The organism is Algoriphagus sp. NF, assembly GCF_028823735.1.
Lineage (GTDB): Bacteria > Bacteroidota > Bacteroidia > Cytophagales > Cyclobacteriaceae > Algoriphagus > Algoriphagus marincola.
This window is the reverse complement of the sequence record NZ_JAPEIB010000041.1, coordinates 1-24575: the sequence shown is the minus strand read 5'-3', so window position 1 is coordinate 24575 and position 24575 is coordinate 1. Positions and strand designations below refer to the sequence as shown.

The following is a 24575-nucleotide window of genomic DNA, read 5'->3' as shown; positions in this document are numbered from 1 at the left end:
ATTCATCGGTTTTGATTTGCTTTTTATCGATAGAAAGTTTGGTTTGGTAGATTATTGAGCTAGAAAAGCCAAACTTTATATTAGTTTGCGTTGAATATCAGTGATATGGCTATTAACACCTCCCGTAAAAATCTCTCCATACTAATACATACCCTTGGCTGGGTCATGCTATGCGTCGTATTGATGCTACTCTCACCCCTTTCTTGGAGAATGGGAGAAATCGACCTTCCTGTGGAATATTGGTGGAAACAGGTGTTTTTGGTGATTTCTCTGATTGCTATTTTTTATGCAAACCAATTTCTGATCGTTCCCAAAATTCTTCTGAAAGGGAAAACCTATGTCTACTTGCTTCTGGTTTTAGGCGCCGGCCTGCTGTTTTATTACACTGTTATCACTTTTGAGCAGCTGATCCAATATCCACTCCGAATGCATGAGACTTTCAATCCAGACAAACCATTCGTCCCGGGAAGAAGGTGGATTTATGGAGACATGTTTCAGGCCATGCTTTACTTAGTATCCATTGGACTGAGTACCTCCTTGGCTTTGGTGCAGAAATGGCAAAACGATGAAGAACATCGGCAAGAGCTGGAAAAGCAGCGGATCAAAACCGAGCTTTCCTACCTCAAAGCCCAGATCAACCCTCACTTCTTCTTCAATACGCTTAATAATATTTATTCTTTGACCAACCTAGACATCAAAAAAGCACAGGAAGCTTTGCTGAAGCTTTCGAGAATGATGCGCTATGTGCTCTATGAAAATCAAAAGGAAAATACGCTGCTGAGCAAGGAAGTTGATTTTATCCGAGATTATATTGAGCTTATGAAAATGCGTCTGACGGATAAGGTCAAGCTACACATTCAGTTGGACGAACCTACAGATAATCACACCATATCACCGATGTTGCTTTTGCCATTTTTAGAAAATTGCTTCAAGCATGGCATCAGCTCTCAAGCCGAAAGCAGCATTCATGTCAAACTGGAAATTATGGGTAAAACGGTCTTTTTTGAGACCCGAAACCATATTTTCCCGGTAAATACCGAAAGCCCTGAAGCCAAAGAGCATGGCATAGGGTTGGTCAATACCCAACGAAGACTGAGCCTTTTATACCCAGGAAAACATCGCCTGAAATTTGGGAAATCCGACGATAATCAGGAATATTATGTAAACCTGACCCTCAATCTGGAATGAAACTCAAATGCATTGCTGTAGACGATGAACCCTTGGCCCTTCAGTTGGTTTGTAAGTACATCGAGCAAACGGCTTTTTTAGAATTAATTGGCCAATTTTCCAGCGCGATCGAAGCCTTGGGGTTTATCAATCAGCATGAGGTACAATTGATTTTCATGGATATCCAAATGCCCGACCTTTCCGGAATGGAGCTTGCCCGGGTATTGGATGGAAAAAAGGATTCTGAGCATACCCGGATTATTTTTGCGACAGCCTATCATCAGTTTGCCATCGAGGGCTACAAGGTTGATGCTTTGGATTACCTTCTAAAGCCCTACAGCTACGAGGATTTCTTAAACGCAGCCACCAAGGCCTACAATTATTTTGAGCGGAAAAGCCGGTCCCAGGAAAGTGGTTCTTCCAAGTCGGAACAGGCTCTAGACTACATTTTTCTGAAAGTAGAATATCAACTTGTCAAGGTCATGCTCCATGACATCACCCATGTCGAAGCTTACAAGGACTATGTGAAAGTACACCTGCGGTCCAAAAACAGTCCCCTTCTCTCCCTGACCACCTTAAAAAACATGGAGGAACTTCTTCCAGAGGGTAAATTTATGCGAATTCATCGCTCCTTTATCATCTCTTTGGACCATATCGAGTCCGTTTCCAAAAACAGTGTACACATCGGAAACCATGAAATTTCGATCGGAGAAAACTACAAAGAGGCATTTTTGGCTTTTATGAGCCGGTGGATGAGTTGAAAGAAATTAGAAACTAGAAGCTAGAATCAAGACTTTTTACCATTTAAGGGTAGAGGCCCCAATCTTTTAGGAAGCTAGCTTATTCCTAAAACAAAGGATTACCAATATCTTCCAAACAAAAACCTGTAACTTCACCTGATGACAGATTCTCAAAAAGAGTTTATGCGAAAAGCGATTGCCCTTGCCAAAGAAGGGATGGAAGCTGAAAAAGGTGGTCCTTTTGGTTGTGTGATTGTCAAAGACGGAAAGATCATCGGACAAGGCTCAAACATGGTACTCACCAGCAATGACCCCACAGCCCATGCTGAAGTAGTCGCTATCCGGGATGCCTGCAAAAAACTCCAACATTTTCAGCTAGAAGGTTGTGAAGTCTATACTTCCTGCGAACCTTGCCCCATGTGCTTGGGGGCGATTTTTTGGGCCAGACCGAGTAAAGTCTTTTATGCCTGCACCAAAGATGATGCAGCTGATGCGGGATTTGATGATGACTTTATCTATCAAGAGATCAAAGTCAATCCAGCCGACCGGAAGATTCCCATGCTCAACGGAATGCGGGAGGAATCCCAAAAAGTCTTTGAGCTTTGGAAGAAGAAAGAGGATAAGAAGGTGTATTAGAGGTTTGAGACGAGAGATTAGGGGATAGAATTTAGAAGAGAGAGACTAGAAGCAAGAAAAAACCCGATCCTTTCAGACCGGGTTCCCTATTAGATTGTTTAATACATCAAATCTCCTACAGAATTTCCAAAAAGCCCATTGAAATAATTAAACTTGCCATGGTCAATTTCCAAATGGGCGACTTCAGGGATTTTCATTTCATAAATATTGGAATTTATTCGAGTAAAGCCTTTGGATTTTAGGTATTCTTGGATGAAAGCAAAATCATGGGGAATTGCTGATTCCACAACTTGTCCTTCATCCACTAAAAACCCACTTTGAGACTTGACTTGGACAACTTCCAAAAAGTAAACTGGAGCCAGTAAACTTATCGCAAGTACAAGTTCTCTATCAGTGAGAGTTCCTTGTTCAGTCGTTCTTTCGATCCGAATTCTCAGGCCCATACTTCTTTTATGCACAATGGAAAGACGATCACATAATGAAACTTGAAATCCTTTTTTCTCAGCTAAATCAAAAAGCTCCTTCAGAATAGAAGTCTCTAGGGAATGATCTTTTTTTAAAATCAAGTTCTTCAAATTATTGAACTCTAAAGAAGCTTCAATAATTGGATCTCGCTCTCGTTGTTGACCATCCGGCATAGAAGGAAAATAGCTGGAAATCATTTTTTGAAGCTGGTGCAAATCCATTTCTTACTTATTGTATCTTATAACTGGGCAAACCCAACACAAACATCCAATTCAACATTTCCACCCTCTTCATTTGAAATGGTATAATGGAAGGTAGGACTATATTGATCTCAATTCGTGATCAGGGTATCCTCAATGCCAACCTTTGACCTTGAATTATTGATCCTATTCCAACCATAACTCAAATTGCAAATCACCGATAACTTTACCTTTTGGTTCATACCGAAAGATATAACTATCCGAATAATAATCGGATCGGATCAGCGTGTCATAGTGACCCTTTCCCTCAATCTTAAAAAAACCTCCAACATAAGCAGTCCCCTCTAATTCTCCTGAAATCCGAATATTTTGATAATGAATGTAGCCCAGATTACAATTGCTAAAATCCATTTTCTGTTCATAAGGCTGATTTAAGTCAAAATCATGAACCACTTTTTTACAAGAATCTGGCGAACAGGCAAATAAGCCCAGACAGAAAGATAAAAATGTTGTGACTTTTAGATTCATTGAACTCAAGAAGACTTAAATTAAAACTATTAAATCAAAGCCTCATCAATTTTTTTACAAAAAAACCCGATCCTTTCAGACCGGGCTTCATTCATAATTCTTAATCGACTACCTTCTTCCCATTCCGGGCATCAATTTACCCATGGCAGCTTTGGCGCCGCCCATTTTATTCATCTGCTTCATCATCTTCCGCATATCGGAGAATTGCTTCATCAGATTATTTACCTCGGTGATGGATCTTCCTGAGCCATTGGCAATACGCTTTCTGCGGCTTCCATCCAGGACATCAGGGTTTTGGCGCTCGTAAGGAGTCATACTGCGAATGATAGCTTCGATAGGCTTGAAGGAATCATCATCGATATCCAATCCCTTCATGGCTTTTCCCATTCCGGGAATCATCCCCATCAGGTCTTTGATATTTCCCATCTTTTTGACCTGCTCCAGTTGAGAAAGAAAGTCTTCAAAGTCAAAGTTATTCTTTCGGATCTTTGCATTGATCCGCTTGGCTTCATCTTCATCGAAAGATTGCTGCGCACGCTCCACAAGTGAGATAACATCGCCCATTCCAAGAATTCGCTGAGCCATCCGGTCGGGATGGAAGACATCGAGATTCTCCATTTTCTCTCCCGTGGAGATAAACTTGATCGGCTTTTCGACCACGTGGCGGATCGAAATAGCTGCACCACCTCGGGTATCTCCGTCCAACTTGGTCAAGACTACTCCGTCAAAATCCAATCGCTCATCGAAAGTCCGGGCTGTGTTTACCGCATCCTGACCGGTCATGGAGTCCACCACAAAAAGTGTTTCCGAAGGATTCAAGGCTTTTTTCAGCGCCTCGATCTCATTCATCATTTGCTCATCCACTGCCAAGCGACCCGCGGTATCAACGATGACCGTCTTCTTCCCGGTCTTCTTCGCATAGGCAATCGCATTGTTGGCGATTTCCAGGGCATTCTTATTCTCAGGCTCCGCATAGACCTCCACGCCGATTTGCTCACCCAATACTTTCAACTGATCAATCGCAGCCGGGCGATAGATATCACAGGCAACCAAGAGGACTTGACGGCCTTGCTTTTTCAGATAGCTTCCCAGTTTACCGGTGAAGGTGGTTTTACCCGATCCCTGCAAACCGGAGATCAAAACTACTGCGGGCTCTCCGCTGAGTTTGATATCGGCCTTGGTACCTCCCATGAGCTTGGTAAGCTCTTCTTGGGTGATTTTCACCAAAAGCTGCCCTGGAGAAACGGAGATCAAGACATCCCGACCGAGCGCTTCGGTTTTGATTTTGTCAGTGACTTCTTTGGCCACTTTATAGTTGACGTCAGCATCGATCAAAGCTCTGCGAATCTCTTTGACGGTAGTGGCGACGTTGATTTCGGTGATTTTCCCGGTTCCTTTCAGGGTTTTGAAGGCCCGGTCTAGTTTCGAACTTAAATTATCAAACATGTGATTTTTTCGATTTGCTGCAAAAGTAATGATTTTAGCGCCTGTAAGAAAGCTTAAAAGCCCCGAATCCCATCTTTCAGACCAACGATTTGACTATTAATTCCTAATTTGCAGCCTTTGTTTCAATCCCGAACGTAATTTCTGCATGAAGCTGAATTTTCAAAAAGACCTACTTCCCCATCTGCTGGGAGTTGCCATATTTTATATCTTGATCGTCTTTTACTTTTCCCCATTGGTATTTGATGGAAAAGTCATCTTTCAAGGGGATATCCTACAGTGGGAAGGATCGGCCAAAGAAGTGCTGGATTACCGTGAAAAAACCGGTGAGCAGGCGCTTTGGACCAATTCCATGTTTGGAGGAATGCCAGCCTATTTCATCAGTCTGGAGTTTCCGGGCGATATCACCAATGCTTTGGTGAAGGTGTTGACTCTTGGGCTACCCCATCCGATCAATGGGCTGTTTTTTGGCATGCTGGGCATTTATATTTTACTGTTGAGTTTTCGGGTACGTCCCATCTTTGCCATCGCAGGAGCCATTGCTTTTGCTTTCAACACCTTCAATCTCCTTTCTTTGGAAGCGGGTCACAATGCCAAAATCTGGGCAGTATGCTTGATTCCGCTGATTCTTGCGGGTATTCATTTAGCATTTGAGCGAAAACGAATCCTAGGAGCGGCCCTCTTGGCCTTGGGACTTCTTCTTCAACTTAAATTCAATCACTTACAGATTACCTATTACACGCTGATTGTTTCGGTGATTTATGTGCTAGTCCGATTGATTTTCCATTGGAAAAAAGATGGAATAGCGGATCTGGGAAAAAGCCTGGCCTTTTTGACTCTCGGAGCTCTCTTAGCAGTGGGTGGAAATATAGGAAGGCTTGCCACGGCCCTGGAATACAGCCCCTACTCTACCCGTGGACAAGCAACTTTGGAAACTGAATCCAGCGGCCTGGATCGGGAATATGCCTTCTCTTGGTCCAATGGAAAACTGGAAACCCTGACACTCTTGATTCCGGATTTCTACGGAGGAGGCAGCCAAACACCGTTGCCTGATAACTCCGCTTCGGAAAAGGCCCTACGCGCCAATGGAATCGATGCTGCACAAATCAATGGCTTTGTCAAAAAAGCTCCCACCTATTGGGGCGATCAGGCTTTCACAGGTGGCCCGATCTACGGAGGAGCCATTTTGGTCTTCCTGGCCATTCTGGGGATTTGGGCTGCGCCAAAAGAGAGTTTGTACACCTTTGGAGCGATTATCATCTTTTCCCTTCTCCTTAGTTGGGGTAAAAACCTGGCTTGGTTCAATTATGCGCTTTTCGATATTTTACCCGGATACAATAAATTCCGCGCCGTCTCCATGGCATTGGGAGTGACGCTTTTTGCCATTCCGGTTTTGGGAATGATTTCCTTGGAGCGATTGATTCAAAAGGGAGAATTGAAGCCACTTTATCTCGCAGGAGGGATTGTTGCTGGACTGACCTTGATTCTCGCTGTTGCCTCAGGAGCATTTTTCAGATTTGAGGCCCCTGTCGATGCTAATCTTCCAGAATGGCTTGCCTCAGCCATGCGAACAGATCGAAAAGCCATGCTTTCTGCTTCGGCCTGGAAAAGTTTTGGTTTTATCATCGCAGGAGCGGCATTAGTCTTTTTGAATTTGAAGGGAAAAATCTCCGATTTGGTTTTGGGTGGTGGACTGATAGCGCTGATTGCCGTGGATTTGATTTCCGTCAATCGACAGTACCTCAATTCGGAGTCTTTTCAAGCAAACCCGTCCAGACAATACTTCGCTGAAACTCCCGCAGAAAAAGAAATTGCTCAGGACTCAGATTATTTCCGGGTTTTGAGTTTGACCGAAGGTTTGACTCAGGGTGCCCGCACAAGCTACCGTTTTTACAGCCTTGGGGGTTATCATGGAGCAAAGCTTAGACGCTATCAAGACCTGATCGACTATCAGCTTCAGTCCGAAATTCAGGATTTTGTCAGCAAAGCGCAGGAGGGGAATTTTGACTGGCAGGGCATCTCAGTCATCAATATGCTGAATACAAAATATCTGATCGCCGGACAAGATGCTAACTCGGTTTTTGCAAATCCTGCTGCCAATGGTGCTGCCTGGATCCCTTCGGAGATCGTTCCCGTTCAAAGCAATGAGGAAGAGATTACCGAAATCGGAGAAATTGACACCCAAACTCAAGCTACGGTCAACACCGAGGAATTTGGAGATATCGCTGCGGGTTCAGGAAGTGTTACATTAGCTTCGCAAAGCCCGAACGAACTACGCTATTCCGTAACTATGGAAAAAGCAGGTTTGGTGGTTTTTTCGGAGATTCACTATCCCAAAGGCTGGAAGGCGACCATTGACGGAGCGGAGGAGGATATTCTGCGTGTCAATTACTTACTGAGAGGTTTGGAAGTACCGACTGGAAGTCATGAAGTAGTTTTCGCCTTTGAGCCATCCAGCTACTATGCCACCAAGACTCCCATGATCATTTTCCAATATTTGATTTTGGCCAGCCTTTTGGCAGGAATTTTCATCACATACAAGCAAGAGAATGAATCCAGCCAATGAAGATAAAGTAGTCAGCTTTTACGATCAATTCGCTGACAAGCAGGAAAAGACAGGGATCAATTCCCGCCACCTATCCATACTCGACAAGGTAATGGCGGCAGGATTACGCCCTGATCATCATGTCTTGGAGGTTGGGTGTGGGATCGGCACAGTGTCATCTCTTCTAGCGAGACAGGTACCCAAAGGAAAAGTATTGGCAGTCGATATTTCTCCCGAAAGTATCAGCAAGGCAAAGAAAATCTGGAAAAATCAGCAAAATCTAAGTTTCGAGGTATCGGATATGTCGGACTTTGACAAGGGTGATCAGCAATTCGATTTCTTTGTATTTCCGGATGTACTGGAGCATATCCCCGTGGATCAGCATCAGGCACTTTTTCAAAAAATCCAAAAACACGCACATCAGGACTCTGTGGTCTTTGTGCATATTCCCGCTCCACGATACCTGCAGTGGATGATCGACCATGAACCTGAAAAGCTACAGGTGATCGACCAACCCCTGGACTCAGGGGATCTTATCAAGAGCCTGAATAACGCTGGGTTTTATTTGGAAAAAATGGAAACCTACTCGGTCTTTTTTGAAGAAAAAGATTACCAGTATTTCATCTTCCGATCCTCCAAACCGCTGGGAAAATCTACTCCGCTATCCAAGTGGGACATATTAAAAGAACGAATTCGAATCCGCCTGAAATACGGCTTAATCAATTAATCTATGAATATCGAAAACCAAGCCGTCGTGGGTCTGACCTACGAACTCAAAGTCAGCAAAATCGAAGATGAAATCGAATCTGTGCCATTCAGTGTAGAAGTTCGGGATGAGGACGATCCTTTTTATTTCTTGTTTGGACAAAGCGGTTTGCCTGAAAAATTTGAGGAGTACCTATCCGGAAAGAAAGAGGGAGATTCCTTCGAGTTTGTGCTCAAAGTGGCCGAGGCATACGGAGAGGCGGACGATGAACTATTGATCAACTTGCCCAAGGAGCAGTTTTCCAAGGAAAGAGGTTTTGAGGAAAGTATGCTAAAAGAAGGCGAATTCCTGCCCTTGATGGATGAAAATGGGCACCCTATGCAGGCAAAAGTCCTAAAAGATCTCGGTGAAAGCTTATTGCTTGACTTCAACCATCCATTGGTGGGTTTCGACTTACACTTTGAGGGAAAAGTCCTGGAGGTGCGTGAAGCAACTCCGGAAGAACTAGACCATGGACATGTGCATGGGGCAGATGGCGAATCACACAGTTAAAATCAAAAGAGGCTTCCTGATCCAGAAAGCCTCTTATTTTATCTGGCTAAATGAAGTTCCTTTTCTTTATCCCAACTCACATAGACTCGATCCCCAATTTGAAATCTCCGCTGCGGATCATCGACTTCCCAGATCAATCCGCTTTCTTTTAGTCTGATTTGAAGGGAATTGAAATGAATCAAATACCGAGAATCGACAACATGGGCAAGTAGTCCTCCTTTTGTCCGCAATTTGACATCCGTTGGTCGAATAAAGCAATTATCAGTATCGGGAATGGCATTGATAGGAGAAAAAAGTCGGGCGATATATCTGCTTTTGGGTTGCTCGCAAAGCTCTTGAGAACTTCCTTGCTGCACGATTTTTCCTTTTTGCAAAATCAACAAATCATCAGTCAAGCGCAGCGCATCATCCAAATCATGCGTCACAAAAATCACTGTAGTTTGGGCTTCTTTGAAGCTCTCAGCCAGTTCGCCTATCAGTTGATGAGTCTGAATTGTATCCAAGGAGGAAAAGGGCTCATCCAAAAGCAAAACCTCAGGTTCGATAGCCAAAGCTGCGGCAATAGCTACTTTTTGCTGCTGTCCACCGGAAAGTTGTCTTGGAAATCGATCTGCTAGTTTATTTAGCCGAAACTGCTTCAGTAAAGTCTTAACGCGCTCCTGGGCGTATTTTTTATCATAAAGGAGGAGCGGTCGAGCAATATTTTCTTCCACAGTACTATTGGGGTACAAATGATAATCCTGATGAATCAGCTTGATCTCGTCATAGCCTGCTACTAATTTTTCACTTGGATTGAGAATTTTCTCTCCATTCAAATAGACAGTGCCGGAATCTTGCTTTTCCAAGCCTGCCAAGATCCGAAGTAAAGTAGATTTGCCAGACCCACTTTCGCCTACAATGGACAAAAGGCTTCCTTTCTGAATTTCAAGTGAAAAATCGTGAAGGGCTGTTTGATCAGGGTATGATTTCCGGATTTTTTGGACAGAAAAAAAACTCATGGACGGATTTCGGTTTGAAGCTTTTTGGGAAGTGAGGCAAAGACCAACTCATAGGAATGATCTACCAAATCCAAAATCAGCTGATCGGGTACATTTCCGAGTACCGAAACTGAGTTCCACCATTTCTTATTCATGTGATAGCCTGGAGTGATGCCCTCAAACTTCTCCCGCAACTCGGCCGATCGCTCTGGGTCACACTTCAAATTGATGTATTCGAACACTTCCAAATCTGTGATCGCAAATATTTTCCCTCCCACTCGAAAGCAAAGTGTATTGGCATCAAAAGGGGTATCCTCTGAGGTACCGGATTTTGAAAGGCAAAAATCTCGGAGGTAGGAAAGGGTCATCGCTGAAATTATTTATTTTAACTATCCAGAATAAAGCCAGATTCCTCTTTTCATAGCTTAACAGGCTGGAAGTCGGAAGCCTGAAGATCTAGCCACGGCTGGCAGTCGAAGTATCCGGATTCTAAACCTTTAAACTCATACTAGGCCATATTATTTATTTTAATTACTGGCAGTAAATCAGAAATTAACTTTTTTGACTGAAGATAAGAATGCCCTTCGTAAGATTCAATATTCAAGCCACCATTCTTCCCAATCTGTATCTAAGATCGATCTCACCTGACCTATCTGCGGAATGATAAAATCCACTTCTAATTCCCTAGCTTTTTGGACAAAAAGCTCTACGGGTTCTTTCCAGTGATGAGGTGCTAGCGTAAAGCCGGCCCAATGAACAGGCATGATCTTTTTAGCGAGGCCTTTCTGTGATGCGATGACCGATTCATCAGGGAACAAATGCAACTGACGCCAATGCTCATTGTATTGGCCACATTCCATAAAGGCAAAGTCAAAGCCGCCAAATCGTCGACCGATCTCTTCAAAATGATCACCAAAGCCTCCGTCCCCGCTAAACCAAATGGATTCTTCAGAACTCTGAAAAACCCAACCACCCCAGAGCGTCTGAGCCCGATCCGACAGTCCTCTACCGGAAAAATGTCTGCTTGGAGTAAAAGTGATTTGGATCGAACCAATCATCCTATCCTGCCACCAGTCAAATTCATCGATCAAATCTGCATCTACTCCCCATTTCACCAGGTGCCTTTTCACTCCCAAAGCTACCGCATAGCGCTTGGTCTTAGCTTTGAGTTTCCGAATGCTCTCCAGGTCCAAATGATCATAGTGATCATGCGTCATCATCAGCAAGTCTATCTCCGGCAGATCATCGATCATGTCCAAGGTTCCATCCGAAAATCGCTTGGTCTGAAATGGAGCGATTGGTGAAGCATCCGGTCCCATCATCGGATCAATAAAAATCGTCATTCCACTCATTCGGAGTAGGATGGCGGAATGTCCGTACCAAGCAAAGCGTGCTCTTCCAGCCTTCTCCATAAACTTTGCTTTATCAAAGGATTCCATCGGAATCTGACGGTTGGGCTGTCTTGAGGACCTTCCTTTGAACTGCTGGACGAGTACCTTCGGAAAGTCCTTCAGGTCGATTCCCAAATTAGTCGGCTGCAAGTTTTGAAACCGCCCGTTTTTCCAGTTTTCAGATTTTCTGTAGTGATCTTCTAAGCCGGAGGTCACCTTACCGCCAAATTGATGAAAGGGCATATTCTTAATTTTGATTTCTATACTCCAGGGGTGTCAATCCTGTTTTACTTTTAAATAATTTACTGAAATGCTGCGGATATTCGAATCCAAGATCGTATGCTATTTGAGAAACCGGATCAGTTGATCCAAGCAGTTGATTTTTAGCTTTCTCCAGAAGAGCATGGTGAATAAACTCCTGTGCATTTCGACCAGTCTCTTTTCGAAGCATATCGCTCAAATAGCTAGGTGACATATTCAGATTTTCTCCTAAATACTTGACTGTCGGCAGCCCTTTTCCTATTAAGTCATCAGACTCAAAGAACTTTTGTAGCAGTTTTTCAACCCTTCCGACAATTTCCTGATTCCTATTGGTCCGCACAAAAAACTGTCGGTCGTAATACCGCAAAGCGTAATCCAAAAACAGCTCAATACTATTGACGATTAACCGTTGACTATGACGGTCGATTGGATGTTGGATTTCCCATTCGATTTTTTGAATAATATCCAACAGAGCTTTTTGCTCTGCCTCCGAGACGTGAAGCGCCTCATCGGTTTCATAGTCAAAAAAGCCATACTCTTTTATATTTTCACCTAGTGCACTCTTTCGAATAAGATCAGGGTGAAACAAAAGCAGGTAATTATCTGGCTTTGGGTTAAATTCATGGCTGTCGGCTGTAATCACCTGCCCTGCCTTGATAAAAGCTAAAGTTCCTTCCTTGAAGTCATAGGTACTTCTGCCATACCCAAATTCACAATCAGCTCCTTCCTTCATCCAAATCTGGAACAGGTCGATTCGTAATCTCACGCTTTCTGTCAGCTGCTTAAAGTGCATATCAGTCGTGCGAATCACCGATACCAATGGATGGCTAGGGTTGGGAAGACCCAAGAACTGATGGGCTTCTGCCACAGAATCCAAGACTAAGATTTCTTGCATATCAGATTAGCTTGTGGTCAATCATATCCTGGAAGGAATCATGCAAAGTCTCCTGAAGGGGTCTGTAGCTCATATTCAGTTCTTTCCTTCCCTTAGAATTATCTGCTTTCCAGGTAATATTGACATTGTTTCGGATAAATTTTCTCGTGATACTTTTATTCACAAGCGGACCAATGATCATTAAAAGCCATTTTGGAAGTGCACCGCTAGGGACCTTGTATTTGTCCCCGTATTCTTGGTGAAGAATTTTTGCCATTTCAAGCATGGATGAGCTATGCGCACAGATAATATTTCTTCCATTTGCCTCCGGCAAAAAGCCTGCATTGAAATGAGCTTGAGCCAAATCCCTAACATCTACTACCCCGATTCCCAAATTTGGAACTCCCATTTTTAAGGTACCATCTCCCAATTGCTTGAGGATTGTAAAGCTCTCCGAAGTCGCAGTCTTGGGATTGGTAGCAGGACCCAAAACCAAACAAGGGTTAAGCGTGACTAAATCCCATTGGTTTTGCGATTCAGCAACCTTCCAAGCCTCTTTTTCTGCCAAAGTTTTAGAATAAGAATAGGGCTGGTACTCAAGCGAAGCTGTGGTATTCCAAATCTCTTCTGTAAGTATTCCATTTGGTGTTTGATGAACATCACTCGCATCTGTGTAGATAGCCGCACAACTACTAGTCACTACGACACGCTTTACAGAAGGTGTTTTCGTGGCTTGGTTCAGCACATTTCTAGTTCCTTTCAAAGCCGGGTCGATCAATTCTCTCTGAGGATCTTTGACATCCAAGGTAAAGGGAGAAGCGGTATGATAGACCAATTCGCAGTTGTCCATTGCTTCCGCATAGCTACCTTCGTCTAAAAGGTCTGCCTTAAAAAAACGGATACTCCCCGGACTATCTGCTGCAAGCCTCTCCAAATGGGCTATTTTAGATTTATTATCGGGATTTCTGACAGCTGCATGCACAATCAATCCCTCGTCTAACATTTTTTTAACAATCCAGCCCGCCACATATCCCGTAGCCCCTGTCACTAATACAGGTTTACTTTTATCTATATTTTCCATTTCAGTTTTTTTTGATAGATACAAAGTTCTGATATACCCGATTATTCAAATTATACATATTGCTGATGTATGTATATATATCAAAGAATAAGTCATTGATAGTCAAGTTAGCCATTCTTAAACGATTTGCTGATTCTGATGATTTTCATTTGCCAAATAAACTTTTAACTTTAGATAATTCAGTTTTAACTACCTGTCCATGACCATTGGCCTTTTGAAAGAACCCGAGGGGGAAAATCGGGTCGCACTTCTGCCAGAAAGTGCCAAAGCCCTCATTCAGCTACAAGTTCAAATAATAGTAGAAAGTCGTGCTGGCGAAAAAGCTTACGCCTCCGACAAAGATTACGAAGCTATAGGAGCAAGTATCCATTCCCGCGCTGAAGTACTTCAGGCAGACTTGATTCTGGGAATCCATCCCCCTACGGAGGAGGAGCAACTTGCTCTCAAAGATGGACAGGTCCTTGTCTGCCTTTTTCAGCCTTTATCCAATAAGAAGCTCGTAGAACGCTTTTTGGATAAAAAAATCACCAGCTTCTCCATGGACAATGTACCTCGTACCACCCGAGCTCAGGCGATGGATGTACTCTCTTCTATGGCAACCGTAGCAGGCTACAAGGCAGTACTGATGGCAGCTAGTCATTCACCCAGATTTTTCCCCATGTTTATGACTGCTGCAGGTAGCATTATTCCTTCTAAAGTACTCATTCTAGGTGCTGGTGTGGCAGGGCTTCAAGCAATAGCCTCCGCAAGAAGATTGGGTGCGGTGGTAGAGGCCTTCGATGTGCGGGCAGCAGCAGAAGAAGAAGTGAAAAGTCTCGGCGCTAAATTCGTCAAAGTAGAAGGAGCCAAAGATGAAGCGAGTGCCGGAGGATATGCCGTGGAGCAAAGTGAGGAATACAAAGCCAAGCAGCAGGCTCTTATTCAAGAACATGCCCGAAAATCAAACATTATCATCTGTACGGCCCAAATTCCGGGTAGAAAAGCTCCCGTGCTAATTACCTCCGAAACTGTAGAAGCCATGGCTCCCGGTTCAATAATTGTGGATTTAGCAGCCTCCACCGGAGGGAATTGTGAACTTACCGAGAATAATCAAATCATCGAAAAACATGGGGTTACCATTATCGGTGATTCGAATTTGCCGGGAACTATGCCTATGGATGCCAGTAAGATGTATGGCAAAAACATGGTGAATTTCCTTAAACTCATCATCGGTAAGGAAGGCGAACTCATGCTTAATTGGGAAGATGACATCGTACAAAATACCTGCGTGACACATCAAGGAGAAATCCGAAGCGAACGCGTTAAAAATATCCTTTACCCATCCGAAATCAATTGATAAATGGAAGAAATACTGAGTTTATTTTATGAAAACAGAGAGTTTATCTTTCTGATCATCGTTTCGATTTTCCTCGGTATCGAGGTGATTTCCAATGTCCCCGCAGTATTGCACACTCCGCTAATGTCCGGGGCTAACGCCATCCACGGCGTAGTCATTATCGGCTCCATTATCATTATGCTTCAGGCTGACTCTAGCAATTATTATGCATTGATTTTAGGGTTTCTAGCTGTGATTCTGGGGACCTTGAATGTAGTTGGTGGTTTTGTAGTCACCAATCGGATGTTAGAAATGTTTAAGAAAAAAGCCAAGTAATATGGATACCACTATACTTGGACTCAGCATCCTGGAGCTATCTTACATTGTCGCATCAGTCACTTTTATCTTAGGACTTAAGATGCTTTCTAGCCCAGATAAAGCACGCAAAGGCAATCTGATTGCCGGATACGGAATGGGACTTGCCATTGCGGCGACTATTTTATTCAAAGAAGAGTTTTCCGCCGATAAATGGCTGAATTATAGCTTGATTCTAGCCGGTTTAGCAATCGGAACTGTGATTGGCATGCGTATGGCCATTAAGGTGAAGATGACCGCAATGCCTCAAATGGTCTCCTTCTTCAACGGCATGGGGGGCGCCTGTGCGGGGGTAATTTCCTTGGTAGAATTTGATCACCTTCGACATGGAGGGGAAATCTCAGCAGGAATGCTAATCGTAATTTTGCTTGGATTGATTATAGGCTCGGTATCCTTTTCTGGTTCTATGATCGCTTATGGAAAACTAGAAGGAAAAATAGCAGATAAAGCACTGCCAGCGGGTCAAATCATTAATATTGGTTTACTCATCGCAATATTCGGTCTTGCAGGATATTTAGCTTTTTCAGGACACTTGAGCATGCCATTGATGTATGCATTGCTTGTCCTTTCACTATTGTATGGAGTATTATTTGTGATGCCAATTGGCGGCGCGGATATGCCGGTTGTTATTTCCCTTTTGAACAGCTTTACTGGAATGGCTGCTGCCTTTGGAGGCTTTCTTTATGGAAATCAGGCCATGCTTACCGGTGGTATTTTGGTGGGATCAGCTGGAACGATCTTAACTGTGTTGATGTGTACTGCTATGAATAGGTCCCTTACAAATGTAATTATTGGGTCATTTGGAGGTGGTGGGGCTGCAAGCACGCAGTCGGGCGAGCAGGGAACCATCAAAGAAATCAGCGTAACAGATGCAGCGATTCTACTTGCCTATGCTAATAAAGTAAGTGTCGTACCAGGATATGGCTTGGCTGTAGCACAGGCTCAACATACGGTCCACAATCTCGAAAAAATACTTGAAGACAAGGGAGTTGACTTAACCTATGCCATCCACCCGGTGGCTGGGAGAATGCCCGGGCATATGAATGTCCTACTAGCCGAAGCAGATGTTCCTTATCCTAAGCTATTGGAAATGGAAGATGCCAATGAGGATATGGCAAGTACAGATGTGGTCTTGGTCATCGGAGCCAATGATGTCGTCAATCCAGCTGCTGAAAATGACCCTTCCAGTCCTATTTATGGTATGCCAGTTGTCAAAGTCTGGAATGCTAAAAATATCATTGTACTGAAACGCTCCATGGGTAAGGGCTATGCGGGGATTGAAAACGAACTATTCTTCCATCCGAAAAACCGAATGCTATTTGGAGATGCAAAAGATTCGCTTGAAAAGCTGATTTCAGAACTTAAAAACTTGTAAAAAAAGCTGGCCAATTAAAATCTGGCCAGCTTTTATGTTTTATTTCTTCCAAGACCGGATTAATCCCGGAAGCATCACTAAGGCAACAATCAATAATCCAAAAGACTCTCGCCCTTCTTCCATTTCAGGAGTTTTCATGGTAAGGTCTCCTTGTTCGATTTCTTGACCAATCCAACCCGATACGGACTCAGGCCAAAAGTAAATAGCTCCAACAAAACAGGCTATGACAACGATAGACAAAGGATACCTCGGAAAAATTCCACGAATCCCCATCAAACAAAAAATAATCGCTACTGCATAGATGCTTACCCAAACCTCCGGATCAGGATCATTAAATTGCCAATAGGAAAATAGTGCAAAAGCAATAATCCAAAATCCATAGAAATATTTCCAAAACTTCATAGTCAGTATTTTTAGATCAAAACCTCAGAAGCAGGCACACATCCTTTGAAGCCTCCTGCGGCTACTTTGTAGCCATGATATTCCACCATGACTTCCCTTACGGTTGTAAAACCATAAATCGTTTGTGATTTCATCAGTTGAAAAAATCGCTGATCAGCTTCATTTTCTGAATCTTGCATATTGATCAAAATATCTTCTCTAGCTTTTTGATCCTTGGCTAAAAAATCCATAGTGCCCAACTTATCGAGTCCTCTTTTGATGATTTTTTGATCCTCCTTTTCATAGCAATGCTCAAAAAGACGAATCAAAAACTTATCCGTACCTGTACTCAAAGCACCGATGGGTTGGGCATTTTCTGGAGCTATCGAAGGAATACCTGCCGGAATGATGGTATCTGCTACCGCAGTGATTAATTTTTCTTGCTGAAAGTTGAAAAAACCTTGATGGGTGAGTTGGTCCACCAGCTGCCATTTCCAGTCAGCGAATACCAGTCCTGCTATTCCCAAGCCTCCTGCGCCTAATATTTTTAGGGATTTTCTCCGATCCATAGCTTCAAAACATTTTTTTGAATTTAATGGATTTGCACCATAGGACAAATAGCCACTGATGTAATTTGCTCATTCCTTATCGGTCCTGATAGTTCAGACTAAATCCAATCGAAAGGTAGGTTCGAAGCTTTTTGTCCGTAGAATTAGAGCCAAGACCCAAGGTAATGGGGCCCAAAACAGATTGATAGGAAATATCCGCCCCATAGCCAAGAAGTGTATTCTGAGTAATCGTTTCTGATCCCACAATATCTCCCAATGGAATATTATTAGAATAGCCTAACCAGTTGATTCCGCTCCTTAGAAATATTTTTTTATCGGGATTACTTGCAGCTCCATCCCGACTTTAGCAAAGTTTTGTGCGGAAATCTCGGCGTAATTCAATCCCCAAAATCGATTATCGATAAACCGGACCATCTGATACCCTCCTATAAAAAAGTCGCGGAAAGATTTCAGATTTTGGTCTGAAAGGGTAAAGCCCCCTCCCACAAAGGGTTTGATTTGGACAGATTCGGAAATAGGGAAAAGCTTGGAATATCTGCCTAACAAAGTCAAATAAGAATTCGGCGTCAATTCTTTCACAAACCGATCCAGTTGCTCACTTGTCAAAGGAAACTGAACTTCGTTTGCATCGATAAAAATGGTGTCTACCCCTTTTTCAAGATTAATCTTTAGCCAGGTTTTGAACCTAAATTCGGCTTCCAAAAGTCCCTCTGCTCCCTTGGTGGGAAAGTTTCGATCATCTTGGGAGTTTCGATAATATCGGGCTCTGGCACTTAGGTAGTTATCAACTCCATTTCTGACTCCATCAGGAAGCACCTGATCAAACTGAACTTTGGATGCACTCAAATCTGCTACGAACCCAAAATAAAAAGCTTCCTTTAGGGAATTGGTGGTGATAATCTGCACCTCAGCCCGATTTTCATTAAAAATATTGATCCTAGATAGCTCTCCTTGTTCATAACCTGGAAATTCCTGTCTCAGGAAATTGTATCGAAAGTTGAACGCCACCTTTTTCTCTGATCCCAAATACTTGTAGTGGTCCACTCTGAATTTCGGGTTTTCAGAAATATCGGCTACAAAAACAGTTCTTGACGATTGACCTATCCAATTTCGAGTGGTCCAGTTGGCTAGGATACCAACAGAGAAGAGGTTATCGTAATGCAGTGCAGTGGAAAATGCCGTTTTGGGTTTTTCTATTGTTCGGACATTAAGGTCATAAGTTTGATCCTCATTTTGTTTTAGCGAATAATCCACCTTGTGAAAACCATTCACCCCAAAGACATTCCTGATACCTTCTTGTAAGTAATCCCGATCGACCAATTGACCTGGAGAAATATCCAGCTTTGATTCGATTAATTCATCTGAAAAAAGTTGATTCCCATCTATTTCCAATGAACGGATTTTTATTTCTGGTGAAACAGGAGTTTCAAGTTTTGCTGGACTTAAAACTCCAAGACTATCTGCCGCATTTTTAAATTTGTCAAAAAACTCCTTCCCTACCTGTTCCCCCAATCTCAAAATCGCATCATACTCAGCAAAACTTCCTGTAGAATATGGGCCTAAGTCAGGCTTGATATAAATATCTGTCTCTTCAATGTTCACACGGGTTTTTCGAAGCGATTCGGCCATCGCTATTTGCATCAATATTCCCCCAAAGCCTCCCAACTCCTCAATTTCCAAAAAATCCTCATCGGACACATTCACACCGATTACAAAGTCTGCCCCCATGGACCGGACAATATCTACGGGAAAATTATTTACAACCCCTCCATCAACAACAACTGTACTGTCCAAATCAAAAGCAGTAAAAGCTGTGGGAATCGCAATACTTGAGCGTATCGCATCATGCAAATAACCCTTATCAAAAATGATGGGTTGACCAGTTCGTACATCTGTCGCAATACATCGAAATGGTATGGGAAAATCATCAAAATCCTCATACTTGGATGCCGGAAAAGTATAGTAATGTAAAATCTCAGAGAGAACTTGTCCGTGGATCAAACCGGACGGAAGCGCAAGCTTACCACTGTTGAAAGGGATTTCGAGTAGGTAGCGGTTGTAATATTCTTTTTCTTCAAAAGCAATATCTTTAAAATCCACCCGATTGGAAACAACCAAGTCCCAATCCGTAGATCTGACTACTTCTTCCAGTTCATCGGCACTATATCCAATGGCATACAGACCTCCAATCACTGAACCCATACTGGTACCAACCACATAGTCTGGTCTGATACCTGCTTCTTCCATCGCTCGGATGATTCCTACATGAGCTATCCCTTTAGCACCTCCCCCACTTAATACGAGCCCGATTTTGATTCTATCCTCATCTGATTCTTGACAAAATGAAAACAAAGGCATCCCCGCAAGGATGCCTATCAGAAAAATTATCGGTAGAGAAATCCTAGAAGAAATCACTTTCTATAATCTAACGGTGCCTCTCTATCTCCAACCAAAGCCTCATAATTAAACCCTGCACCTCTGCGTCTGTTCAATTCTTCATTTGCCTTGGTAGCGATTTCTGGATTTTTAATTACATCCAAAGCTGTCAAAGCCAATGTTTTTGCAGCAACCATCATACCCTTCGCACCGATTGGGGTTCCACCAGCTGCTACAGCTTGCCAAGTGTGAGCACTTGTACCAGGTACCCAAGTAGCCACTCCCAATCCAGCCGTTGGAACCAACCAACTTACATCCCCGACATCGGTTGATCCTCCAGTTCCAGTTTCCCGCACCATAAATGGATCAATTTTCATCGCATCCTCTGCTGGATTGATTGATAGGTCCGGGTAGCTCTTGATCAATTCTTCTGCAAACTTCTTATCCTCTTCACTGTATTGGACACCACCAATGATTTCCAAATTCTTATGCATCACCCGGGCGAGGGTTTCATTGGGTAAAAGGTTGTAAACCCCATTAATAATTTCATACTCCATGGTAGTCTGTGTTCCTTTTGCAGCTCCTTCGGCCGCTGCCACCATCTTTTGAAAAATCTCCTTCACCACTTTGACATCTGGATGACGGACGTAATGATAGGATTCTGCAAAGGCAGGAACAACGTTAGGTGCTTCACCTCCACGGGTGATCACGTAGTGCATCCGAGTCTCTTGAGGCACATGCTCACGCATGAGATTGACCATGAAATTCATCGCCTCTACTCCGTCAAGGGCGGACTTTCCACGCTCTGGAGCGGCTGCGGCATGAGAAGCTACTCCATAGAATCGAAATTTTGTGGAAATATTTGCCAAGGAGGAATTAGCTCCGGCATTATTTCTGGAACCTGGATGCCAATGAAGCATGACATCTACATCATCCATCAATCCAGCTCGGGCCATATAGACCTTACCTCCACCACCTTCTTCAGCTGGTGTTCCGTAAACTCGGATAGTTCCTTGACCTCCGTTAGCGTCTAACCAGTTTTTGACAGCAACTCCAGCAGCTACTGAGGCAGTACCAAACAAATGGTGTCCACATGCATGACCTGCTCCACCCTCAACGACTGCTTCGCGAAAAGGAGATGCTTTCTGCGATACCCCCGGTAGCGCGTCGAATTCAGCCATAATTCCAATGACTGGCTTTCCCGAACCAAACTCAGCCACAAATGCAGTAGGTATTCCGGCTACCCCAGCCTTGACTTCAAATCCAGCTTCGGAAAGTGTTTGTTGATGTAAAGCAGAGCTTTCGCTCTCGAGGTATCCCAGTTCTGGGTTTTCCCAGATCTGCATGGCAATTTTAGTATACTGTTCGGTTTTTGAATCAAGTTCTTGAATCACTGATGACTCCTGAGCTAATGCCAATACTGGAATCAGTGTAATTAAGAAAAGAATGAGCTTCTTCATTTAAGGTGGATTTAAATTTGATTTTTTCGATTTGATATTGTTATGAAAAATAAGCCTAATTCGAGTCAGACACAAAACCTGCAGCTAATTTTGATTCTGTAGCTCGTCCCAAAACTCACTTCATTGGTAAAAAATCTAATTTTATATGAGATTTTTAAAATTTGATTAAACCGATTTTTATTGTATTTTTCTTATAACCAACCTGTTACAGCACTATGAAAAAACTATTGAAAATTTTTTCGATGATAATTGGTGTAATTATCATTTTGCTCTTGATAGCTTTCTCCTATCTACAAATGAGCTATCCTTCTGTCCCTCCTGCCGAGGAATTAACAATAGACTATTCTCAGGAGCGAATCGAGCGCGGAGCTTATTTAGCTAATCATGTTACCGTTTGTATGGACTGTCATTCAGCCCGCGATTTTTCCTATTTTTCAGGACCACCTACACCCGGTACCTTAGGAAGAGGAGGCGATCGATTTGACCATTCTATGGGTTTTCCTGGTGTATTTTATGCAAAAAACATCACGCCCACAGGCATCTCCCAATACAGTGATGGTGAACTTTATCGAGTGATTACCACCGGAGTGACCCATGATGATCGAGCCATGTTTCCCTTGATGCCTTACATGTATTATGGAAAAATGGACCCTGAAGACATCTATGATATTATTGCCTATATCCGTTCCCTAGATCCTCTCCCCAGTCAAATCCCCGATTCAGAAGCAGACTTTCCAGTCAATTTGATATTAAATACCATCCCTCAAGAAGCGCAACCTCAAAAAAAACCAAATTCTTCTGATCAAGTAGCCTACGGAGCCTATTTGGTCAATGCCGGGGGATGCATCGAATGCCATACGCAAGTCAATGAACAAGGAATGATTATACCTGAGAAAGCATTTGCAGGAGGAAGAGATTTCTTATTTCCTGATGGCTCCAAAGTCACTTCAAGTAATATCACTTCAGATCCAGAAACTGGAATTGGAAACTGGACCTCAGAGCAGTTCATAGACCGTTTCAAACAATATTCAGATTCCACTTACTTAAGGGAAAAGGTGAAGCCTGGAGATTTTAATACTATCATGCCTTGGATTATGTATTCGGGTATGAAGGAGGAAGATCTGCGAGCCATATTTAGCTATTTAAAGACTCTACCCCCTCAAAAGAATCAGATTATTCGATTTACCGCAGCTTCTCAAACTCCTTGATTCCATTCATCCCCGCATATTTATCGCGGGGATTTTTCTTTTGTGACCACTGTCACCAATTTATTTTTTTCCCAACAAGTATCTTCATGGCATAATGGAAGAGAATTTTCTTTCTCAAAATCAGAAACTTGCCAAATATTAGTTGCAATAAACCCATCTATTCATGAAGTATTCTCGAAGGAAATTTATGTCTCAATTAGGTGCCCTTGGAGCAGGAACGGGACTTTTGAGCCTGTCTCCTCAAGTGGCCCAAGCAGAAGCAAAAAAACTTAAGCCAAAATCATTTAAGCTTACTATTCTACAAACTACTGATGTCCATTGTCAGATTCATCCGCATGATGAGCTTTTTTGGGAAAATGGAAAAGCAGTTTATCGCAAAACGGGTGGATATGCACATTTGAAGGCCTTTTTGGACCAAGAAAGAGAAAAAGCCGAGCATTGCCTAGTCATGGATACAGGAGACATGTTTCAAGGTTCGGAGCTTTCAGTAAGAACCACCGGTGAGGCGATGGTACCCATCCTAAATGAAATTGGGTATGACCTTTACCTTCCAGGAAACTGGGAGGTAGTCTATTATAAGCAGGCCATGCAGCACCTTCTGGGATCACTACATGCTCCTAAAATCTGCGCGAATATGTACCATGATTTAGGAGAAGGCAAAAGAGGCGAATTGATCTTCAACCCTTATCATATTTGGTCGGTGAATGGGGTAAAGATTGGATTTTTGGGATACACAGATCATTTGGTTCCAAAAAGGCAATCACCCAATTATTCAAAGGGAATTCTATATACCAAGCCTGAAGAAAACTTGGCTCACTATGTAGATGTCCTGCGAAATCAGGAAAAATGTGCTTTTGTCTGTATTATAGCTCATTTAGGTCTTTCTCAACAAATCAACCTAGCCAACTTGCCCGAGTGTGAGGGTGTAGATTACATCTTGGGTGGTGACACCCACGAGCGCGTAAGGAAACCTATCCAAGGTAAGTATGCCAAAGTAGTGGAGCCGGGAGCTTTTGGCTCTTTTGTAGGAAAGCTTGAACTCACTATCGAAGATGGTAAGGTAGTCCAAGATGATTACGAACTCTTGGAAGTCACCTCAGATAAGATTACGCCTTGCCCAGTGGTAACAGAAATCGTTGATCAAAATGAAGACCCATTTGAAGAGGATATTTACAAAATAGCAGGATACAGTACCGTACCACTTTATCGATATTTTGTAATTGAAAATCCCATCGATACGATGATTTTGGACGCCATCAGCTGGCAAGTTCCTGAAATCGACATTGTACTTTCCAATGGTTTTCGATTCTGTCCTCCACGGACTACTCCTGACGAAACCGGAAATATCCCAATCACAAATGGTTATATCTTCGATATGCTACCGGTCGATTCACTTATCCGGACAGGAAAGGTTAAAGGCTCTCAAATTGCTGCTTGGCTGGAAAAAGAACTGAACAATGTTTTTGCAAAGGAAGCTTCCAAGCGATTTGGAGGTTGGGTGATCAAATTCCGAGGCATGGAAGTGGAGTTTCTAGCCTTTGGAGAGGAAGGAAATAGAGTTCAAAAGGTAACTGTACATGACAAACCTTTGGAAATGAATCGAGTGTACAGCATCTGTGCGTGTGAGCGAGATGGCGATCCTGATGATATGCTTTGTCGCTTTACCGGTGTGATGGAAACTGAAAATACTGAGTTCACGCTTCACCAAGCCGTAAAAAACTATCTAGCTGAGCATTCCCCTGTGACTCCAATTCCTCCCAAATCGGCGGTAGCTTTGGATGCACCGGCTACCCTCTTGACTCAGGTGTATGGAGTGGATTACGAGTTTAGATAGATTTTGAAAGAAAAGCGTTTAATCACCAAAAGCCGGCATTAGTCGGCTTTTTTATTTTTCTATTATGACTCTTCGGAATCCTACACGTAGCCAAATATTCTTAGACAGCTAGTGAC

At 43.0% G+C, this 24575-nt stretch carries 24 protein-coding genes; 11 read left to right on the top strand and 13 right to left on the bottom strand.

The window, feature by feature from the left end:
* The first annotated feature begins 105 nt into the window (after positions 1–105).
* The 3 genes from OU792_RS15865 (at position 106) to OU792_RS15855 (ending at position 2543) form a co-directional block, all read left to right on the top strand.
* Positions 106–1188: a sensor histidine kinase gene (locus tag OU792_RS15865; RefSeq protein ID WP_134200658.1), complete on the top strand. Its 1083-nt coding sequence runs from the start codon at positions 106–108 to the stop codon at positions 1186–1188.
* A complete protein-coding gene (locus OU792_RS15860; RefSeq protein ID WP_274670692.1) occupies positions 1185–1928 on the top strand; it encodes a LytR/AlgR family response regulator transcription factor in 744 nt (247 codons plus the stop codon). Before OU792_RS15865 ends, OU792_RS15860 begins: the two co-directional genes overlap by 4 nt.
* Positions 1929–2066: 138 nt before the next feature.
* Entirely contained in the window at positions 2067–2543 is a 477-nt protein-coding gene (locus tag OU792_RS15855; RefSeq protein ID WP_274670691.1) for a nucleoside deaminase, read from the top strand.
* Between the two features lie 98 nt (positions 2544–2641).
* On the opposite strand, the gene OU792_RS15850 is transcribed toward OU792_RS15855, so the two are convergent.
* The 3 genes from OU792_RS15850 to ffh all read right to left on the bottom strand — a co-directional run bounded on the left by OU792_RS15850 (position 2642) and on the right by ffh (position 5182).
* Positions 2642–3229, bottom strand: coding sequence for a hypothetical protein (locus OU792_RS15850; RefSeq protein WP_274670690.1), 588 nt, complete (start codon positions 3227–3229; stop codon positions 2642–2644).
* A gap of 165 nt (positions 3230–3394) precedes the next feature.
* A complete protein-coding gene (locus tag OU792_RS15845) occupies positions 3395–3736 on the bottom strand; it encodes a hypothetical protein (protein WP_274670689.1) in 342 nt (113 codons plus the stop codon).
* Positions 3737–3844: 108 nt separating this feature from the next.
* Positions 3845–5182 (bottom strand): signal recognition particle protein, encoded by a 1338-nt coding sequence (gene ffh, locus OU792_RS15840; protein WP_134200645.1) that lies wholly within the window; start codon positions 5180–5182, stop codon positions 3845–3847.
* A gap of 145 nt (positions 5183–5327) precedes the next feature.
* On the opposite strand from ffh, the gene OU792_RS15835 reads away from it, so the two are divergent.
* From OU792_RS15835 to OU792_RS15825, 3 genes are read left to right on the top strand one after another with little or no spacing between them, the layout of a single operon-like run.
* Entirely contained in the window at positions 5328–7745 is a 2418-nt protein-coding gene (locus tag OU792_RS15835) for a YfhO family protein (protein WP_274670688.1), read from the top strand.
* Positions 7729–8451 carry a class I SAM-dependent methyltransferase gene (locus tag OU792_RS15830; protein ID WP_134200641.1) on the top strand — a complete coding sequence of 241 codons (723 nt, stop codon included), beginning with the start codon at positions 7729–7731 and terminating at the stop codon, positions 8449–8451. The genes OU792_RS15835 and OU792_RS15830 overlap by 17 nt, the downstream gene beginning before the upstream one ends.
* Before the next feature lie 3 nt (positions 8452–8454).
* Entirely contained in the window at positions 8455–8982 is a 528-nt protein-coding gene (locus OU792_RS15825; RefSeq protein ID WP_222582696.1) for an FKBP-type peptidyl-prolyl cis-trans isomerase, read from the top strand.
* A 38-nt stretch (positions 8983–9020) separates the two neighbouring features.
* On the opposite strand, the gene OU792_RS15820 is transcribed toward OU792_RS15825, so the two are convergent.
* The 5 genes from OU792_RS15820 to OU792_RS15800 form a co-directional block, all read right to left on the bottom strand.
* Positions 9021–9980, bottom strand: coding sequence for an ABC transporter ATP-binding protein (locus OU792_RS15820; RefSeq protein ID WP_134200636.1), 960 nt, complete (start codon positions 9978–9980; stop codon positions 9021–9023).
* A complete protein-coding gene (locus OU792_RS15815) occupies positions 9977–10327 on the bottom strand; it encodes an MmcQ/YjbR family DNA-binding protein (protein WP_134200634.1) in 351 nt (116 codons plus the stop codon). Before OU792_RS15815 ends, OU792_RS15820 begins: the two co-directional genes overlap by 4 nt.
* Before the next feature lie 225 nt (positions 10328–10552).
* A complete protein-coding gene (locus OU792_RS15810; protein WP_134200632.1) occupies positions 10553–11593 on the bottom strand; it encodes an MBL fold metallo-hydrolase in 1041 nt (346 codons plus the stop codon).
* A gap of 4 nt (positions 11594–11597) precedes the next feature.
* Positions 11598–12506, bottom strand: a complete 909-nt coding sequence (locus tag OU792_RS15805; RefSeq protein ID WP_134200630.1) for a helix-turn-helix domain-containing protein — start codon at positions 12504–12506, stop codon at positions 11598–11600.
* A 1-nt stretch (position 12507) separates the two neighbouring features.
* The gene (locus tag OU792_RS15800) at positions 12508–13566 is read right to left on the bottom strand and encodes an NAD-dependent epimerase/dehydratase family protein (protein ID WP_134200628.1); all 1059 of its coding nucleotides are present in this window, start codon (positions 13564–13566) and stop codon (positions 12508–12510) included.
* A gap of 199 nt (positions 13567–13765) precedes the next feature.
* Between OU792_RS15800 and OU792_RS15795 the strand changes: the two genes are divergently transcribed.
* The 3 genes from OU792_RS15795 to OU792_RS15785 are packed head-to-tail and all read left to right on the top strand — an operon-like array spanning position 13766 to position 16631.
* Positions 13766–14902, top strand: a complete 1137-nt coding sequence (locus OU792_RS15795; protein WP_134200626.1) for a Re/Si-specific NAD(P)(+) transhydrogenase subunit alpha — start codon at positions 13766–13768, stop codon at positions 14900–14902.
* Between the two features lie 3 nt (positions 14903–14905).
* The gene (locus OU792_RS15790) at positions 14906–15217 is read left to right on the top strand and encodes an NAD(P) transhydrogenase subunit alpha (RefSeq protein ID WP_134200624.1); all 312 of its coding nucleotides are present in this window, start codon (positions 14906–14908) and stop codon (positions 15215–15217) included.
* Between the two features lies 1 nt (position 15218).
* The gene (locus OU792_RS15785) at positions 15219–16631 is read left to right on the top strand and encodes an NAD(P)(+) transhydrogenase (Re/Si-specific) subunit beta (protein ID WP_134200622.1); all 1413 of its coding nucleotides are present in this window, start codon (positions 15219–15221) and stop codon (positions 16629–16631) included.
* A 39-nt stretch (positions 16632–16670) separates the two neighbouring features.
* On the opposite strand, the gene OU792_RS15780 is transcribed toward OU792_RS15785, so the two are convergent.
* From OU792_RS15780 to OU792_RS15760, 5 genes are all read right to left on the bottom strand, one after another.
* Complete coding sequence (locus OU792_RS15780) at positions 16671–17033, bottom strand: transmembrane 220 family protein (RefSeq protein WP_134200620.1); 363 nt, start codon at positions 17031–17033, stop codon at positions 16671–16673.
* A gap of 11 nt (positions 17034–17044) precedes the next feature.
* Complete coding sequence (locus OU792_RS15775; RefSeq protein WP_274670687.1) at positions 17045–17581, bottom strand: gluconate 2-dehydrogenase subunit 3 family protein; 537 nt, start codon at positions 17579–17581, stop codon at positions 17045–17047.
* A gap of 76 nt (positions 17582–17657) precedes the next feature.
* Positions 17658–17837, bottom strand: a complete 180-nt coding sequence (locus OU792_RS15770; RefSeq protein ID WP_274670686.1) for a hypothetical protein — start codon at positions 17835–17837, stop codon at positions 17658–17660.
* 41 nt (positions 17838–17878) lie between these two features.
* A complete protein-coding gene (locus OU792_RS15765) occupies positions 17879–19939 on the bottom strand; it encodes a patatin-like phospholipase family protein (protein WP_274670685.1) in 2061 nt (686 codons plus the stop codon).
* A 53-nt stretch (positions 19940–19992) separates the two neighbouring features.
* Positions 19993–21417: an amidohydrolase gene (locus tag OU792_RS15760; RefSeq protein WP_274670684.1), complete on the bottom strand. Its 1425-nt coding sequence runs from the start codon at positions 21415–21417 to the stop codon at positions 19993–19995.
* 215 nt (positions 21418–21632) lie between these two features.
* Between OU792_RS15760 and OU792_RS15755 the strand changes: the two genes are divergently transcribed.
* Entirely contained in the window at positions 21633–22625 is a 993-nt protein-coding gene (locus OU792_RS15755; RefSeq protein ID WP_274670683.1) for a c-type cytochrome, read from the top strand.
* A 163-nt stretch (positions 22626–22788) separates the two neighbouring features.
* Entirely contained in the window at positions 22789–24459 is a 1671-nt protein-coding gene (locus tag OU792_RS15750) for a bifunctional metallophosphatase/5'-nucleotidase (protein WP_274670682.1), read from the top strand.
* The last annotated feature ends 116 nt before the right edge of the window (positions 24460–24575 follow it).